Genomic DNA, 15,676 nt, shown 5'->3' on the forward strand with positions numbered 1-15,676 from the left:
GGTTTCTTAAACGGGTTATTATGAGCGCACGACCCATAAAGAAGAAATACATCATCATTGGCAGCATCATCCTGCTGCTGATCATTTTGCGTTTATTGCTGCCTTACATTGTACTGCGGTATGCCAATAATACCCTGGCAAATATGAATGGTTATTACGGGCATGTGCAGGATATTGACATTGCCCTGTACCGCGGCGCCTATCAGCTGAATAACATTTACATTAACAAGCTGGATTCTGCTACCCGGAAACAAACTGAATTTTTCAAAGCGCAAACCATTGACCTGTCGGTAGAATGGCGGGCCTTGTTTGAAGGATCTCTTGTGGGCGAGCTGGAGCTGTTTTCGCCCAAGCTGGTTTTTACAAAAGATAAAGCGGAAATAGGGCAGGTGGCTAAAGATACCAACGACTTCCGCAAGGTGCTGAAAGATTTTATGCCGCTGAAAGTGAACCGGTTTGAAGTGCACAACGGCAGCATTCATTATGTGGACAGCACCTCCGCACCTAAGGTGGACATTTCACTGAAGAATACTTATATACTGGCCCGGAACCTGAAGAACACTTCTGATAAAAAGGAAAAGCTGCCCTCCAGCTTAGTAGCCAGGGCAAATGCCTATGGAGGTGATCTTTCCCTGGATATGAAGCTGGATGGGTTAGCCAAAGAACCCACCTTTGACCTGACCGCGCAAATGACCAGCGCCAACCTGGTGGATCTGAATGATTTTTTTAAAGCCTATGGTAAGTTTGATGTGAGTAAAGGATCACTGGCCCTGTATTCAGAGTTTGCCGCAGATAACGGTAATTTTAAAGGTTATGTAAAACCCATCGTCAAAGAGCTGCAGGTAAAAGGTACGGAAGACAAACACGATCCTTTTTTGCAGAAGGCCAAGGAAACCGTGATAGATGCCGCAGCGCATGTGCTGAAGAACCCGAAGAAAAAGCAGGTAGCCACTAAGGTGAATGTAGAAGGCCGCTTTCATGATTCACACACGGATATTATGGGCGCGGTGTGGGAAGTATTGAAGAACGCTTTTATAGAAGCCCTGCTGCCCAGTGTGGATAATGAGATCGATATCAGCTCCGCATCGGAAGTGCCGCAGGATGAAAAGAAAGGCTTCTTTAAAAGGCTCTTTGGCGGTAAGGATGATGATAAGAAAAAAGAGGCGCAGGAAAAGGAAATAAAAGAGAAAGAAGAAAAGCGGAAGAAGGAGGGGCTGGAAAGGTTTAAAACGGCTAATGAGCACTAACAGGGTTGCTGTGTATAAAGCATCCTGTACCAGGTTATTGATCAGTTAAATAACGACGGCTTAAAATGTACAAAAAAGCGGTATCCAAAATCTCTACAGAATCATTTGAGATATTTAGCTGTATTCTCCCGGGTTGGTATCATGGACTATAATGAAGCTGAATCTCATATCGGACAGTATGTGACCGGTTTTTTTGAATTTCATGCTAAGGAACAGTTTCCTTATCATAACCTGCTGCATACTCAAAGCGTTGTGCAGCATGCGGTGGAAATAGCCCAGTCCTATGCCCTGGGTGAAGAGGAGCTGTTTATTATAAGAACAGCGGCCTGGTTCCATGATATAGGCCACCTTACGGGCGGCATACAGGACCACGAGGTCAGGGGAGTGCAGCTGATGCAGGACTACTTTCAGCAGCACCACCTGCCGGGTGCATCTATTCCGTTTATAGCCGGTTGTATTTTGGCTACCCGTTTTCCATCTCATCCCTGCAATTTTCTGGAATCTGTTATTTGCGATGCGGATACCTACCACCTGGGCACACCGGTGTTCCAGAAAACAGATGCGCTGGTAAGAAAAGAAATGGAGCTGCGCACCGGCAGGAAGTTCCCATACTGGTACCAAAGCACCTTACGCTTTTTACAGGCGCATACTTTTTATACAGATTATTGCCGGAACCTGTTGAATGCAGGCAAGCAGGAAAACATTTACTGGCTGCAGTCGCTGGCAAAACAGGAGGGATGACGGTTATTTCCGCAGATCCACTATTACATGTGTTATGACCCCTAACACCCGGAAATCCATTTCCTCTGTGATGATCACCGGTTTATAAAAAGCATTTTCGGGGTGCAGCACCCAGTTGCGTCCCGCTTTTACCAGCCGTTTTACGGTTAGCTCATTATCCAGCATAGCTACTACAATGGAGCCGGACGCAGGTTTTGCGATACGGTCTACCACGGCCCAGCTGCCATGCGGCATGTTGGCGTCCTGCATGCTGTCACCTTTGATCTGCAGCATACTGCTGTTGCCGGGGTGGGGTTGCAGCATTTGTCCAAGATCCAGCAGGTTTTCGGTATCGTTGGAGGCCGGCTCGCGGTATGCGGCATTTGTATCAATGAATGGGATCATCAGGCTGGCGGGCGCCAGCATTCCTATCGTCTCTTTCATAATCACCAATAATTTTAGTAAAAATATGCTAAAAATATTAGTATTACAATCGGATTAACAATTTGAAAACAATTTACCGGGCTGTATAAGTAACCACCGGAAAACGGACCGCACTGGCTGCAAACAGATCAGCCTGTGATTTGCCGTTAAGCGTGATCTGCAGGTTTTCTGTAGGCCCGTAACCTACTTCAGTGATGGAATCATCTGACAGCTTTGGAAATACGGTATCACAAAAATCATCCAGGGGCGCACCATGGCCAGCGCCGGCAAGAGTGGTTTGTACTGCAGGCGGTATCAGCTCTGCTACCCGGCAGGTGGTGCCGGCCAGTGCGTGCCGCAAAGTAATAGTGTAATGATGTAAAGCTGCTTTACAGGCGCTGTATACCGGTGCAAACGCCTGTGGAATATACGCGCCGCCGGAAGTTACGTTTACCAGCAGGGAAGGCTGGCTGTGCGCCAGTATGATGGGTAACAGTAAATGATTGAGGTGTACAGGGGCAGAGAACAATATATCAATTTCGGCCTGCCTTTCTGCCCAGGGCGAATGATCTGTTGCCAGCGCAATACGGCGCTGTATGCCGGCATTGTTAACCAGGATATTCAGCTCCGGCATAACGGCCTGTATGTGCCGGGACAGGGCTTCGCGTTGCGCCGGCTGGCCAATATCATTTACACAGGTTTGTAATCCGGGGTAGGCTTGCGCTGCTTTTTCCACCTTTTCCGCGCTTCTGCCAGTGATCAGTACCTTACTGCCTGCAGCCAGGAAACGGGCGGCTAATCCAAGCCCAATACCTTCGCTGCCGCCGGTGATCAATACATGTGCTTTCGTGAGGTCCATACGCTTTACATTTGGTTGTTGTAAAGTTAGGAAGCCTGTAAGCGCTAAAATGGTGCTAATTTCAGTACCCGTTAAATAGCCTGGCTAAACAGCTGCGTGGCCGGCAGCTTACGCCACAGGCGTGCGTCAAAGGCCATACAAATATTTCGGATAAAGGGCTTGCCTTTTGGAGTAACCAGCACCTTCCCGGGTAATATCTCTACCAGCCCATCCTTTTCCAGCTCCTGCAGCCGTTCCAGGCTTTCAATAATAGCATCGCTCTGCGGGTCTGATTTGCTGCGGGCGGTTTCAAAGCGGCACATCAGCGCCTGGATATGGCGGCGCAGTAACAGGTCTTCCTCATCCAGCAGATGCCCGCGTACTACCGGCCATTGCCCTTTACCTACTAATTGCTGGTAGGTAGCTATATGTTTTTCGTTCTGCGCATAGGCGTACCAGCCATCGCCAATGGAGCTGGCGCCCAGCCCTACCAGCAGGGAAGTATGGGTAACGGTATAGCCCATAAAGTTGCGGTGCAGCTGTCCTTTTTTATAAGCCTGGTGTAAATCATCATCCTCCAATGCAAAATGATCCATGCCTATTTCCGTATAACCGTAACCGGTAAACAGCTTTTTACCCAGCTCGTATAAACCCTGTTTGGTTTTTTCATCCGGCAGGTCGGCGGTGGTGAACAGGCGCTGGCCCACGCCTTTTACCCAGGGCACATGTGCATAGCTGTAAAAGGAGATACGGCCGGGGCGCAGCTGCATTACCTGGCGGATGGTGTTTTCCAGGCCGGCAGCGGTTTGCAGGGGTAACCCGTATATCAGGTCAAAGTTAATAGAGGTGTAACCTATCAGCCGGGCCTGTTCCACCACTGTGGCCACGGTTTCATAAGGCTGTATGCGGTGAATGATCTCTTGCACGCGGGGATCCAGGTCCTGGATGCCCAGGCTCATACGGCGGAAACCCAGGTCGTACAATGTTTGCATATGCGCGGCTGTGGTGTTGTTGGGGTGGCCTTCAAAGCTCAAAGATGCATCGGGCAGCAGTGTGGCGCTTTTGTAAATGCTTTCCAGCAGGAACCGTAATTGCTGCGGGTGAAAGAAGGTAGGGGTGCCGCCGCCTAAATGTATTTCCCGGATGCGGGGTTTTTGCCCAAACAGCTGCAGGTACAATTGCCATTCCTGTAACAGGGCTTTTATGTAAGGCGCTTCTACCGCATGGTTTATGGTAATGTGTTTATTACAGCCGCAATAAGTGCACAGGCTTTCGCAAAAAGGCAGGTGTATATACAGGCTAATACCGTCTTTGCCGTTGGTGGCCTGGAAAGCTTTTTTTAACAGCTGCTGCCATTGGGTAAGGTCAAAGCTGCCGGTGTCCCAATAAGGTACGGTGGGGTAGCTGGTATAACGCGGCGCAGCCACATTGTATTTGCGAAGCAGGTTCATATATCACGGTTTATGACATTCAATAATGTTGTGTGTATGCGCGTGCATGGCAGGGCTCAGGTAGGGAATGCCCAGGTTTAGCCCCCGCACAATTAACAGGCCTGCCATAATAACCATTACCAGCGGTATCATTTGCCTAACGCGGTTGCGTACACGTAAACTCAGCAAATGGCTGCACCAGGCCACGGTGGTCATAGCCGGTAAGGTGCCTGCGCCAAAAGCTGCCATGAACAAGGCACCCTGGTAAATATGGGCCGTGGCTATGGCGCCGGTAATACCCAGGTACACCAGCCCGCAGGGCAGCAAGCCGTTAAAAAAGCCAATGGCATAAAGGGTGCGGAACTGCTGCCGGCGCAATAAATTGCCTAATATTTTTTGTAAGCCTTTGGTAAGCACACCCAGGTCGGCAAAGAAAGCGGACCTGCGTTTGGTAATGTATTGCAGCCCTGCTATTACCAGCAATAAGTAACCCAGGGCAATGGATAGCCATTGCTGTAAGCCACCCAGGTAAAACTGTCTGCCTAGCCAGCCGAATAATAAGCCCAGTAAGGCATAGGCGCTCATGCGGCCCAGGTTGTACAACAGGATGCCCGCCATTTTTTTATACCCGCTTAAATGCTGTACCGGCAGCGTTAATGCAATAGGCCCGCACATGCCTACGCAGTGAAAGCTGCCTACAAAACCCAGCGAAAGTGCGGATAATAAAAGGAGTAGCATGATCAGTGTATATATAAAGCAGTTTCCTGGAAATAAGGTGTACTGTTCAGGGTCCACTGTATTTTTACGCGGTAGCTGCCGGGTATAAATTTTTGCTTGCCTACCGGCATGCGGCCCTGCTCATCCAACGTCAAAGGCAGGCTAAAGTCCTTTTGCGCATCAGAAGGGCGGTAAAACAATACCTGCCCCTGCACATTTTGCCCCTGCAGCTCTGCCGGGAAGGTGAGCAGCACCTGGTCCGTTGCCTGGATAATGCTAACAGGTGCGGATAGGGCGGCCGTATTTTTCCTCCCGTCTATTACCTGCTGATATTTTAATTCAGCGCCGTAATAATCGGTGGTAACCATATCTATTTTAGTACCGATGCTTTTTACCACCAGCGTTATAATGCCGGCTGCAAAAAGCAGGAATACCAGTATGATCTTATGTCCCCAGTGAATGGTTTTCATAATAGCTAATTTTTAACATGAATGGGTCCTAAAAAAGTGGTTTTTAATGCAACGGTATTTTTACTGCCTGCATATAAATTGATGTGCAGGGTAGATTTACGTTTGGTAATGGCGCTGCGTGGCAATACAATGAAAAAAGTGCCTTCGCCCTGCTCGCCTGGTTTAATGTTGATCTGCGGCTGGCCTATCATAATGATCTGCCCGGGCAGGTCGTTTAATACCAGGTGCAGCTGCATGGGTTCCGGGGTTTTATTCATCAGCTTAATACGGTATAAATTGCTGATGCTGTCTGTACCCCGCTCCTGGTAAAGCATACCGGCTGTACGAATAATGGTGCCGCTTACCGGCGCACGGCTTGCCAGCAGGTAGCTGATGCCGCCCAGTATCAGCAGCAGCACTATGCTGTAAACTCTTAAACGTCCCGTAAAACGTAAGGGCTGCTTTTGGGCAATGCCATTCTCTGAAGCATAACGGATCAGGCCTTCGGCCAGGTTCACCTTTTGCATCATGAAGTTGCAGGCATCTATACAGGCAGTGCAGTTCACACATTCCAGCTGGGTGCCGTTACGTATATCTATCCCCGTAGGGCATACCTTTACGCATTGCATACAATCAATACAATCGCCGGTAGTGCGGGTTTCGTTCTTTTTGAATTTGCTGCGCGGCTCGCCTCTTTCATAATCATAGGCTACCACTACAGAGTTCTTATCCAGCAAAACCCCTTGCAGGCGGCCGTAAGGACATACGGTAGTGCATACCTGCTCTCTGAAAAAAGCAAATACGCCGTAGAACACAGCGGAAAAAGCCAGCATGGCAATGAAACCGCCCACATGCGCTTCAAAAGGACCACTGATAATGCGCCCTAATTCATGTACATCTATAATGTAAGAGAGGAACAGGTTGGCTATGAGTACAGATAAAGCAAAGAAGATAACATGCTTCAATGTTTTCTTACGGATCTTATCGCTTGTCCAGGGACCTTTATCCAGCAGGCGGCGTGCAGGCGCATCGCCCTCGATCCAGTATTCAATACGCCGGAACACCATTTCCATAAAAATGGTTTGCGGGCAGGCCCACCCGCAGAACAAGCGGCCAAAGGCCATAGTAAAGAGTGTAACAAACAGGATGAAGGCAAGCATAATTAAGCTGAAAAGGAAAAAATCCTGCGGCCAGAAAGAGGTGCCGAACAAAATGAACTGCCCCTCCACTACATTGAACAGGAACAGGGGCCTGCCGTTTATTTGTATGAACGGCAGGCTGAAGAACAGTGCGAAATAAACATAGCTCAGATAACTTCTGTATCGATACCACTTTCCTTTTGGCTGCTGCGCATATATCCAGTTGCGCTTGCCTTGTTCATTAACAGTGGCTATATGATCCCTGAATGATTCTTCCTGAATAGTTCCATGTATGCTTCCTTCATCTTTCATAAAACTCAGTTTTCTGCTACCAGGCCCTGTGGCTCCTTGGCGCCGGCAGGGTGGGTATCATGTATGCTTTTAATAAAGCTGGCCAGCTGCGCGATCTGTTTGGGGGAGAAATCATCTTTCCAGGACTTCATCCCTTTTTCCGGTACGCCGTATTTAATAGTGCTGAACACTTCATTTATTTTGCCGCCATGCAGCCAGTAGTTATCCGTAAGGTTGGGGCCTACCACGCCCTGCCCGGCTGCTCCATGGCAGGGTGCACAGCTGGCGCTGAACAGCTTTTGCCCGCTGCTTATGTCAGCGGCGTCTGTTAACAGCTTTACAGAATGTTCATCAATATTATTGGCGGCATTGGCCAGGTAGGCTTCTTTAGCTTCGGCAGCATGCGCTTCTGCAATGGCCAGCTCTTCCAGCTGCAGCGGTGCGCTGTGGGATATGTGGTATACCCACAGGTATATTACGGCAAAAATAATGCTGCTGTAAAAGCCCCATTGCCACCAGGGCGGGGTGGGGTTGTTCAGCTCCCGTATACCGTCAAAGTCGTGGCCCATATCAGCTTCCTGTTCCGCTTCTGCGCTTACGCTGCGCGTTTTGTTCACCTTCTCCCACCAGCTGATGGCAGGTTTGCCGGCAGCTATCGCTTTACGTTTACGTTTGGATTCAATACCTGCCAGTATGCGCAGGGCATATAGCAGTACCAGTATTACCAGCAGCTCCAGCGCTATTACGGATGTAAGCACATAGAATGCCGTGGCAGAAAGGCCGTTAATGGTTTCCTTTACCGCAGGCGCCGGCTCAGACTGGGCCATGGCGGCGTTGCTGAACAAGCAGCCGGTAATGGTAATGCCAATGAGCAGTAATGTTTTGTCAGCAGTTTTTTTCATGCGCTCCCGGTAAAGGTCCATGGCCTGTACCACCACATTTCCCAGCACGGCAATGGCAATGAACAATCCAAAGATCACGGCCAGCAATACCTGGGCCACTGCATTTTCCATCAGGGAAGATGGTTTGGGCGGCCCCTGGGCCAGCACCGGTGTAACACTGCCTAGCAGAAGCAGGTATAAAAAACAGAGCAGCTTTTTGTTCATATACAAATGTGTTTATCGGCTTTGAGAATCATCATGGTCCAGTGGTATACGGCTTACGTGATCTACCATTCCTTTATCTGCCTTGAATGCCCACATGCTGGCCACAATAAAAAATATGGTGAATATGAGCAATGACGTTAACGGGTACACGCTTACACCGGTAATGCTTTGCAGGTAATTGATGAATTTCATGCTGTTTATTTTAAAAGTTATTTCATGGCGGTTTTAGCCGGCGCTTCCTTAATATCCCTTCCTACTCTTTGCAGGTAAGCTATCAATGCTACGATCTCACGGTCCGGCGGTGTTTCCAGCTTATCCTTTTTCAGGGAAGCGGCTATTTCCTTTGCCTGGTTCTCCATATCTGCATTGGCCTGCAGCTCATATTTATAAGGGTAGGGCACGCCCAGCTTGCGCATGGCATTGATCATGGCAGGGGTGGCGCTTTTATCCACCCGGTCGTCCATTAGCCAGGGATAAGAAGGCATAATAGAGCCCGGCGACATAGAGGACGGATCCAGCATATGGTTATAATGCCAGCTATCCGGGTATTTGCCGCCAATACGCGCCAGGTCAGGCCCGGTACGTTTGGAGCCCCATTGGAAAGGATGATCATATACAAATTCACCGGCTTTGGAATATTCCCCATAGCGCGCCACTTCATCGCGGAAGGGGCGTATCATCTGTGAATGGCAGGTATAGCAGCCTTCGCGGATGTAGATGTCGCGCCCGTGCAGCTCCAGCGGTGTATAGGGTTTTACGCTGCTGATGGTAGGTACGTTGCTGCGCACCAGGAAGGTGGGTATCAGCTCTATGATACCGCCAATCGCTACTACAATGAGGCTAAAGGCTACCATTTGCAGGGGCCTGCGCTCAATCCAGTTATGCCAGTGTGCTGTGCCATGCGTAACTACAGCTGTTCTTTTAGGGAGGGGGGCTGCTTCCGCAGGCTCATTGGCTACAAAGGAGCCGCTGCGGATGGTTTTTACCAGGTTCACCATCATGAGCACCACACCGCTAACGTATAACAAACCACCTACCGCGCGCAGCGCATACATAGGTACAATAGTGGTTACTGTTTCCAGGAACTGGTATTTCAGCTGTCCTTCCGGGGTAAACTCTTTCCACATCATACTTTGCGTAAAAGCAGCCCAGTACATAGGTATCACGTAAAAGATAATGCCCAGCGTACCTATCCAGAAGTGGGTATTGGCCCATTTACGGGAGTAGAGCTGTGTTGCAAAAATGCGGGGTATCAGCCAGTACAGGATACCAAAAGTGAGAAAGCCATTCCAGCCCAGCGCGCCTACATGCACGTGTGCAATGGTCCAGTCGGTAAAGTGGCTTACGGCATTCACGTTCTTCAGGGATAGCATAGGGCCTTCAAAAGTGGCCATACCATAACAGGTAAGCGCTACTACAAAGAATTTGAGAATAGCATCTTCCCGCACGCGGTCCCAGGCGCCGCGCAGGGTAAGCAAACCGTTGAGCATACCGCCCCAGGAGGGCGCAATGAGCATGATGGAGAACACCGTACCCAATGATTGCGCCCACTCCGGTAAGGCAGTATATAACAGGTGGTGTGGTCCGGCCCATATGTAAATAAATATGAGCGCCCAGAAGTGTATGATGGACCACCTATAGGAATAAACAGGGCGGTTAGCCGCTTTTGGAACAAAGTAATACATGAGGCCCAGGTAAGGCGTGGTAAGGAAGAATGCCACGGCATTATGCCCATACCACCACTGCACCAGCGCATCCTGCACGCCGGCATACCAGCTGTAACTTTTTAGGAAAGAAACGGGCAGCTCAAAGGAGTTTACAATATGCAGCATGGCCACGGCTACCCAGGTACCGATATAAAACCAGATGGCCACGTACAGGTGCATTTCCCGCCGCCTTAGAATAGTGCCCAGCATGTTGGCTCCGAAGATGAGCCATACTACGGTAATGGCTATATCAAAAGGCCATTCCAGCTCCGCATACTCTTTACCGGTAGTACAGCCTAACAGCAGGGTAAGGGCGCCGCCGGCTATAATGGCCTGCCAGCCCCAGAAATGCAGCTTGCTCAGCAGGTCGCTGAACATGCGGGCTTTACACAGGCGTTGTAAGGAATAATACACGCCCATGAAAATGCCGTTACCCACAAAGGCAAAGATCACGGCATTGGTATGCACCGGCCGTAAACGCCCGAAGGTGGTGGGCGCATAGCCCAGGTTCATGGCCGGGTATGCCAGCGCCAGGGCTATCCAAAGCCCGGCCAGCATGCCAATAAGTCCCCAGAAGGTAGCAGCGTAAGCAAACCATTTTACGGTGCGGTTGTCGTAAGAAAATTTTTCCAAAGACATAAGTATAGCTTGTTGTTTGATCAGGTTTATAGTTGGTGATCATCCGCCTGTTCATCAAACAGGATGCGGTGGGCGGGTGAATAATCATCCTCGAACTGCCCGCTTTTCACTGCCCAGCAAAAGGCCGCCAGGAAAAGGAGCCCTACGGTAAGGCTGGCCCCCAGCAACAGTATGATAACGCTCATGGATATGTTTTTTTGAACAGTTCAAAATTAGTGTGCCTGTGCTGCGGCTACTATGACCTGGCGCAGGCAAATGACTGATCTTCGTCAGCTGTGAGCTGTAATGCTTTACGGTGCAGCTTTTTAGCCGCCAGTGCGCTCATGCTCCAGGTAAGCAGTATAATGCTGATAGAGCTGGCCGGCATTAAAATAGCTGCGGTAAGGGGGGATAGCCTGCCTTGTACGGCAAAGAACAAACCGGTGAAATTATACACCAGGGAATAAATAAAGCTGGCGAGTATAATGCGTTTGCTGGTTTTACATAATTGTATATAGTAGGGTAGCAGCGGCAGGTTAGCGGCCGCTAAAATGCCATCGCTGGCAGGGGTGAAATTGTTACTGTCCTCTGTAAGGGAAATGCCGGTATCGCTCTGTTTCAGGGCGCCGGCATCATTCAGCCCGTCGCCGACCATAAGCACGTGCTGCCCCTGCTGCTGCAGGGCCAGTATATGATCCAGCTTATCCTGCGGCTGTTGTAAAAAGCGCAGGGTAGCCTTTGTGCCCATGAGCTTGCGCAGTGTGCTTTCATCCCGTGCATGGTCGCCGGAGAGCACCGTAAGCTGATATTTTTTCCGCAGCTGCAGTATTAAGGACTGTATGCCGTTACGGTAACCATTGCGTATGCTGAAATAACCACGTACCTGCCCGTTAATGGAAAGGTATACCACGCTGCCATTCGTGGCGGCAATACCCGCTGCGCCGGTAAAAGCTGCATTGCCCAGGCGGATGGTATCCTTCATCACCGTACCGCTGATGCCCATGCCCGTTACCTGTTCAAAATCCTTTACAGGTATATGATTGCTGCCGCAAAAGTCGCGTACCATGCGGCTTAGCGGGTGGGTGGATTGTGCTGCCAGGGCAGCTGCCTGCAGCCGTTCATGGCGGGTAAGCGGCTGCCCGTTAAAAACAGTAACGGCTTTTTGCTTGTCTGTAAGCGTGCCGGTTTTGTCAAACACAATATGATCTGTAGCGGCCAGCCTTTCAATAGCGCCCGCATTACGCAGGTATAATTTATGCCGGCCCAGGATGCTTAAAATGTGCCCGTTGGTAAAGGATGCTGATAGCAGCAGGGCGCAGGGGCAGGCAATAATTAGTATGGCCGTTACAGATGGCCATATTTTGGACGGGTCATGAAAGCCCCACCAGGCAGCCGTTAGCACGGTAATGCCCAGCACCACCCAGGTAAAATGGCGGCCCAGCAGGTGTATGAAAGAGGGTTGTTTATGCGCATCCTGCTGCAGCTCCTGCCGGTTCCACAGGCTGGTGAGGTAACTTTGCGCTACGGCTTTAATGGTGTGCAGCTGTATATTGCCTTCCAGCTGCCTGCCGCCGGCATAAACAATATCTCCCGTAAGGCAGGGCACTGGATCGGCCTCGCCGGTTACAAAGCTATAATCGATCAGCGCGCTGCCTTTTACCAGGATCCCATCTGCCGGTACCAGCTCATTGTTATGGATCAGTAAAGTTTCTCCCTCCTTTATATCCGGCAGGGCAATGGGCACATTCTTTTTGCCGCGTATAGCGGTAACGGCTATAGGAAAATAGCTGGTATAATCCCGGTCAAAGGAAAGTCCCTGGTAGGTTTTATCCTGCAGCACACGCCCTGCCAGCATAAAGAACACAATGCCGGTCATGGCATCAAAATACCCGGCCCCGCTGTTGGTGCTGATATCTATAAGGCTGCGGGTAAAGGTGACTATAATGGCCAGTACAATAGGTACATCTATATTCATGAACCCATGTTTAAGGCCGCCCCAGGCCGACCGGTAAAATGCCTGCGCACTGTACAGGAATACGGGTAAGGATAACAGCAGGTTCAGGTAACGGAACAAATGGGTATCCATACCGCCGTTGCCGGAAAAATATTCGGGGAAGCTAAGCAGCATTATATTGCCAAAACAAAAACCGGCTACACCCAGCTGGTAGATCAGCTGCCGGTTCACTGCCGGTTTTTTATGCTGCAGGTCCTGCAGGCTGATGTAAGGCTCATACCCAATGCTGGTAAGCAGTTCGGCCACCTTACGTAAAGAGGTTTGGGATTGCTGAAAGATCACCTGCGCTTCTTTGCGCGCAAAATTTACGGTTACGCGCTGCACGCCGTCATCCAGCTTATGCAGGTGCTCCAGCAGCCACAGGCAGGAGCTGCAATGTATTTGCGGAATATAAAAGGTAACGTGGGTATGGGTATCATTGCGGAACTGTATCAGCTGCTGCCGGATCTTTTCGTCTTCCAGGAAGGCAAATTTATCAGGCCTTATCTGGCTGCGTTGTGGCGCGCCCGGCTGACCGTTCAGTTGGTAATAGGTACAAAGCCCGTTACCATTCAGCAGCTCAAATACCAGCTTACAACCTTCGCAGCAAAACGGTTTGTCGTCCAGAAGAATGTTTGTATTTTCACAGGTTTCGCCGCAATGGTAGCAGCTGGTTTCAACAGTGATCATGCCTTTCGGTTATAGCTTCAAAAGTAAAAGGAGCGGGCAGGGGGGGCAATGACAGACATCATATGCGGGTATGATATTTATCAGGAACGGAAAAAGCGGCCAAAAAAAAACCGGCGCCTTCAGCAACACCGGTTTTATCAGGTATAGATTATGAAAAGGTAAAAAATTATCCCACCGGTTCCTCCGGGTAATAAAAAATGTTCTTTTCCGCCAGCTTTCCTTCTTCGTTCATTTGTCCCAGCGTCCAGTTGTCGGTGGCGGTGGTTTGCAGCCACAGATCGCCGGATTTGCGCAATATCTGTACACTCAACCCATATTTATGATAGAAATCATGTTCTACTGCTGCTACCGTGCGGTGGCGGTCAATATCCAGCCAGCCGAAGTTGTGTATCATACGGATATCTTCTATGGGCGTTGCTGACGGCAGTTTGTCGCCCGGCGCACTGGCCCCGCCCTCAGGGTGGGGCTGCCGGTAGCATTCCAGCTTCAGATAAGGATAAGCCTCCTGGAACTCATGCTGCAGGGTGGCAATGGTAGCGTCCTCGCTTATATAGATCTCCATGGTTAAAGGTTTATACACGCAATGTAAACCGCTGCTGCCTGCCCCTCAATGATGGCTGTCAGCGGCGGTCATGATTATGGTCATATATCCTTCGGGGGGATCTTTGCATTTTTGGCAGTAATGATACAGCCGGAAAAAACTGTAACTTTCACATTACTTTAATGATATGAACTTTTCCATTCACGACCTTGATGTTAATTTCCAGCTTTCTGTTTTTGCGGCCGTGCTGGAACGGGAGCCCGGGCTGGTGGCGGTGCGGGAGCTGGGAAGCGGGCAGCTGCTGTATATTAATGAAACCGGAATAAAAATGCTGGGCACGGAAGATCATGCTGCCCTGCAGGCTCTCCTGGATAAACACGGGTTAGGCATCTGTACGCCCGGTACGGGAAAGAACGGGCTGTCAAAAGAGCGGCAGTGGACCAACCTGGCCGGGGAAACCTTTTCCGGTTTATATGACGACATCTCATTCCGGCATGCCGGTAAGGATTATTGCGCCTTCCGCATTACGGTTATGCCTTCAGATAACCGCCACCAGCAACAATTAAATAAAGAGCTGGAGCGTTTTAGCGCTTTGTTTGACTTTGCCAGCATTGGCATCCTGGTTACTAATAAAGAAGGGGAGATTGTATTGGTCAATGATTTTGCGCTGAACCAGTTCGGTTACCAACGGCAGGAGCTTACCGGGCAAAAGGTGGAAGTGCTGATACCTGCCCGTGCGCACCACCGGCATGTGGGCCACCGCGAACGTTTTAACAATCACCCGCAGAACCGCCCTATGGGCATAGGTTTGGACCTGTTTGCCGTGCGGAAGGACGGTTCGGAGTTCCCGGTAGAAATAAGCCTGAGCCATTACCAGAATGAAGAAGGCGCCTTTGTGATCGCCTACGTAAATAATATTACGGAAAGAAAAAAAGCGGAAGAAAAAGTAGAACGGCTGAATGATGAGCTGGAGCAAATGGTGGAGGACCGCACGGTACAGCTTCGTAAAGCGCTGGAAGACCTGGAACTTTCCAAAGAGGAGCTCACGCTTGCCCTGGGTAAGGAAAAAGAGCTGAATGAACTTAAGACCCGCTTTGTGTCCATGGCCTCCCATGAGTTCCGCACCCCGCTCAGCACTATCCTGTCATCCGCCTTTTTGGTAAAACAATATGCCGCGGAGGCTGATCAGCCCAAACGGAACAAGCACATACAGCGTATAGTCACATCCGTGAACCTGCTCACAGATATCCTGAACGACTTTTTATCCGTAGGGAGGATTGAGGAAGGAAAGATCCAGGTGCGCCTGAGCAATTTTGATATTGCAGATAACATTAACACCGTAATACAGGAAATGCACGGCATGATCAGGGAAGGGCAGGAGATCAGCTACTTTCACACCGGTCCCCCGCAGGTGTTGCTGGATCCATCTTTAATGAAACACATTATCATGAACCTGTTAGGCAACGCCATTAAGTTCTCGGGCCCCGGGGCTACTATTGCCATCTATACTAAAAAAGACCTCCACAGTTTTCAGCTGCAGGTAAAGGACAATGGTATAGGCATGTCGCAGGAGGACCAGCAGCACCTTTTTGAGCGGTTTTACCGCGGCGCCAACGTAAGCAATATACAGGGTACCGGCCTGGGGCTGCATATTGTAAGCAAGTACAGTGAGCTGATGAACGGCCGTATTTCCTGTGAGAGCGAATTAGGCGTGGGCACTACTTTTACCATTGATTTTTCTTTAAATAACGAAACAGCCGGCTATTAA

Annotated in this window: 15 protein-coding genes; 3 read left to right on the plus strand and 12 right to left on the minus strand. The window is 49.9% G+C overall.

Annotated elements, in window-relative coordinates; translation table 11 throughout:
- Positions 1 to 20: 20 nt before the first annotated feature.
- Positions 21 to 1,247, plus strand: a complete 1,227-nt coding sequence (locus tag BMZ54_RS07475; protein WP_089908599.1) for a DUF748 domain-containing protein — start codon at positions 21 to 23, stop codon at positions 1,245 to 1,247.
- Between the two features lie 105 nt (positions 1,248 to 1,352).
- The gene (locus BMZ54_RS07480) at positions 1,353 to 1,988 is read left to right on the plus strand and encodes an HD domain-containing protein (RefSeq protein ID WP_089908601.1); all 636 of its coding nucleotides are present in this window, start codon (positions 1,353 to 1,355) and stop codon (positions 1,986 to 1,988) included.
- 3 nt (positions 1,989 to 1,991) lie between these two features.
- Here BMZ54_RS07480 and BMZ54_RS07485 read toward each other — a convergent pair whose 3' ends face one another.
- The 12 genes from BMZ54_RS07485 to BMZ54_RS07540 all read right to left on the minus strand — a co-directional run bounded on the left by BMZ54_RS07485 (position 1,992) and on the right by BMZ54_RS07540 (position 13,929).
- On the minus strand, positions 1,992 to 2,411 hold the full coding sequence (locus BMZ54_RS07485; RefSeq protein WP_089908604.1) for a LexA family protein: 420 nt from the start codon (positions 2,409 to 2,411) through the stop codon (positions 1,992 to 1,994).
- A 73-nt stretch (positions 2,412 to 2,484) separates the two neighbouring features.
- Complete coding sequence (locus BMZ54_RS07490) at positions 2,485 to 3,249, minus strand: SDR family oxidoreductase (RefSeq protein ID WP_089908607.1); 765 nt, start codon at positions 3,247 to 3,249, stop codon at positions 2,485 to 2,487.
- Positions 3,250 to 3,320: 71 nt separating this feature from the next.
- Positions 3,321 to 4,679: an oxygen-independent coproporphyrinogen III oxidase gene (gene hemN, locus BMZ54_RS07495; RefSeq protein ID WP_089908610.1), complete on the minus strand. Its 1,359-nt coding sequence runs from the start codon at positions 4,677 to 4,679 to the stop codon at positions 3,321 to 3,323.
- A gap of 3 nt (positions 4,680 to 4,682) precedes the next feature.
- Positions 4,683 to 5,396, minus strand: a complete 714-nt coding sequence (locus BMZ54_RS07500; RefSeq protein ID WP_089908613.1) for a sulfite exporter TauE/SafE family protein — start codon at positions 5,394 to 5,396, stop codon at positions 4,683 to 4,685.
- Positions 5,397 to 5,398: 2 nt separating this feature from the next.
- Complete coding sequence (locus tag BMZ54_RS07505) at positions 5,399 to 5,845, minus strand: FixH family protein (RefSeq protein WP_089908615.1); 447 nt, start codon at positions 5,843 to 5,845, stop codon at positions 5,399 to 5,401.
- A gap of 5 nt (positions 5,846 to 5,850) precedes the next feature.
- The gene (gene ccoG, locus BMZ54_RS07510) at positions 5,851 to 7,275 is read right to left on the minus strand and encodes a cytochrome c oxidase accessory protein CcoG (protein WP_089908618.1); all 1,425 of its coding nucleotides are present in this window, start codon (positions 7,273 to 7,275) and stop codon (positions 5,851 to 5,853) included.
- A 5-nt stretch (positions 7,276 to 7,280) separates the two neighbouring features.
- Positions 7,281 to 8,360: a cbb3-type cytochrome c oxidase N-terminal domain-containing protein gene (locus tag BMZ54_RS07515; RefSeq protein WP_089908621.1), complete on the minus strand. Its 1,080-nt coding sequence runs from the start codon at positions 8,358 to 8,360 to the stop codon at positions 7,281 to 7,283.
- A gap of 12 nt (positions 8,361 to 8,372) precedes the next feature.
- Positions 8,373 to 8,552, minus strand: a complete 180-nt coding sequence (locus BMZ54_RS07520) for a CcoQ/FixQ family Cbb3-type cytochrome c oxidase assembly chaperone (protein ID WP_089908624.1) — start codon at positions 8,550 to 8,552, stop codon at positions 8,373 to 8,375.
- Between the two features lie 17 nt (positions 8,553 to 8,569).
- Positions 8,570 to 10,705 carry a cytochrome-c oxidase, cbb3-type subunit I gene (ccoN, locus tag BMZ54_RS07525; protein ID WP_089908626.1) on the minus strand — a complete coding sequence of 712 codons (2,136 nt, stop codon included), beginning with the start codon at positions 10,703 to 10,705 and terminating at the stop codon, positions 8,570 to 8,572.
- A 26-nt stretch (positions 10,706 to 10,731) separates the two neighbouring features.
- On the minus strand, positions 10,732 to 10,890 hold the full coding sequence (gene ccoS / locus BMZ54_RS07530; protein WP_089908628.1) for a cbb3-type cytochrome oxidase assembly protein CcoS: 159 nt from the start codon (positions 10,888 to 10,890) through the stop codon (positions 10,732 to 10,734).
- A gap of 50 nt (positions 10,891 to 10,940) precedes the next feature.
- Positions 10,941 to 13,367 (minus strand): heavy metal translocating P-type ATPase, encoded by a 2,427-nt coding sequence (locus tag BMZ54_RS07535; protein WP_089908630.1) that lies wholly within the window; start codon positions 13,365 to 13,367, stop codon positions 10,941 to 10,943.
- Between the two features lie 166 nt (positions 13,368 to 13,533).
- Positions 13,534 to 13,929: a hypothetical protein gene (locus tag BMZ54_RS07540; RefSeq protein ID WP_089908633.1), complete on the minus strand. Its 396-nt coding sequence runs from the start codon at positions 13,927 to 13,929 to the stop codon at positions 13,534 to 13,536.
- 166 nt (positions 13,930 to 14,095) lie between these two features.
- Between BMZ54_RS07540 and BMZ54_RS07545 the strand changes: the two genes are divergently transcribed.
- Positions 14,096 to 15,676: a PAS domain-containing sensor histidine kinase gene (locus tag BMZ54_RS07545; RefSeq protein ID WP_238386526.1), complete on the plus strand. Its 1,581-nt coding sequence runs from the start codon at positions 14,096 to 14,098 to the stop codon at positions 15,674 to 15,676.

It is taken from the genome of Chitinophaga rupis, assembly GCF_900109685.1.
GTDB classification, from domain to species: domain Bacteria; phylum Bacteroidota; class Bacteroidia; order Chitinophagales; family Chitinophagaceae; genus Chitinophaga; species Chitinophaga rupis.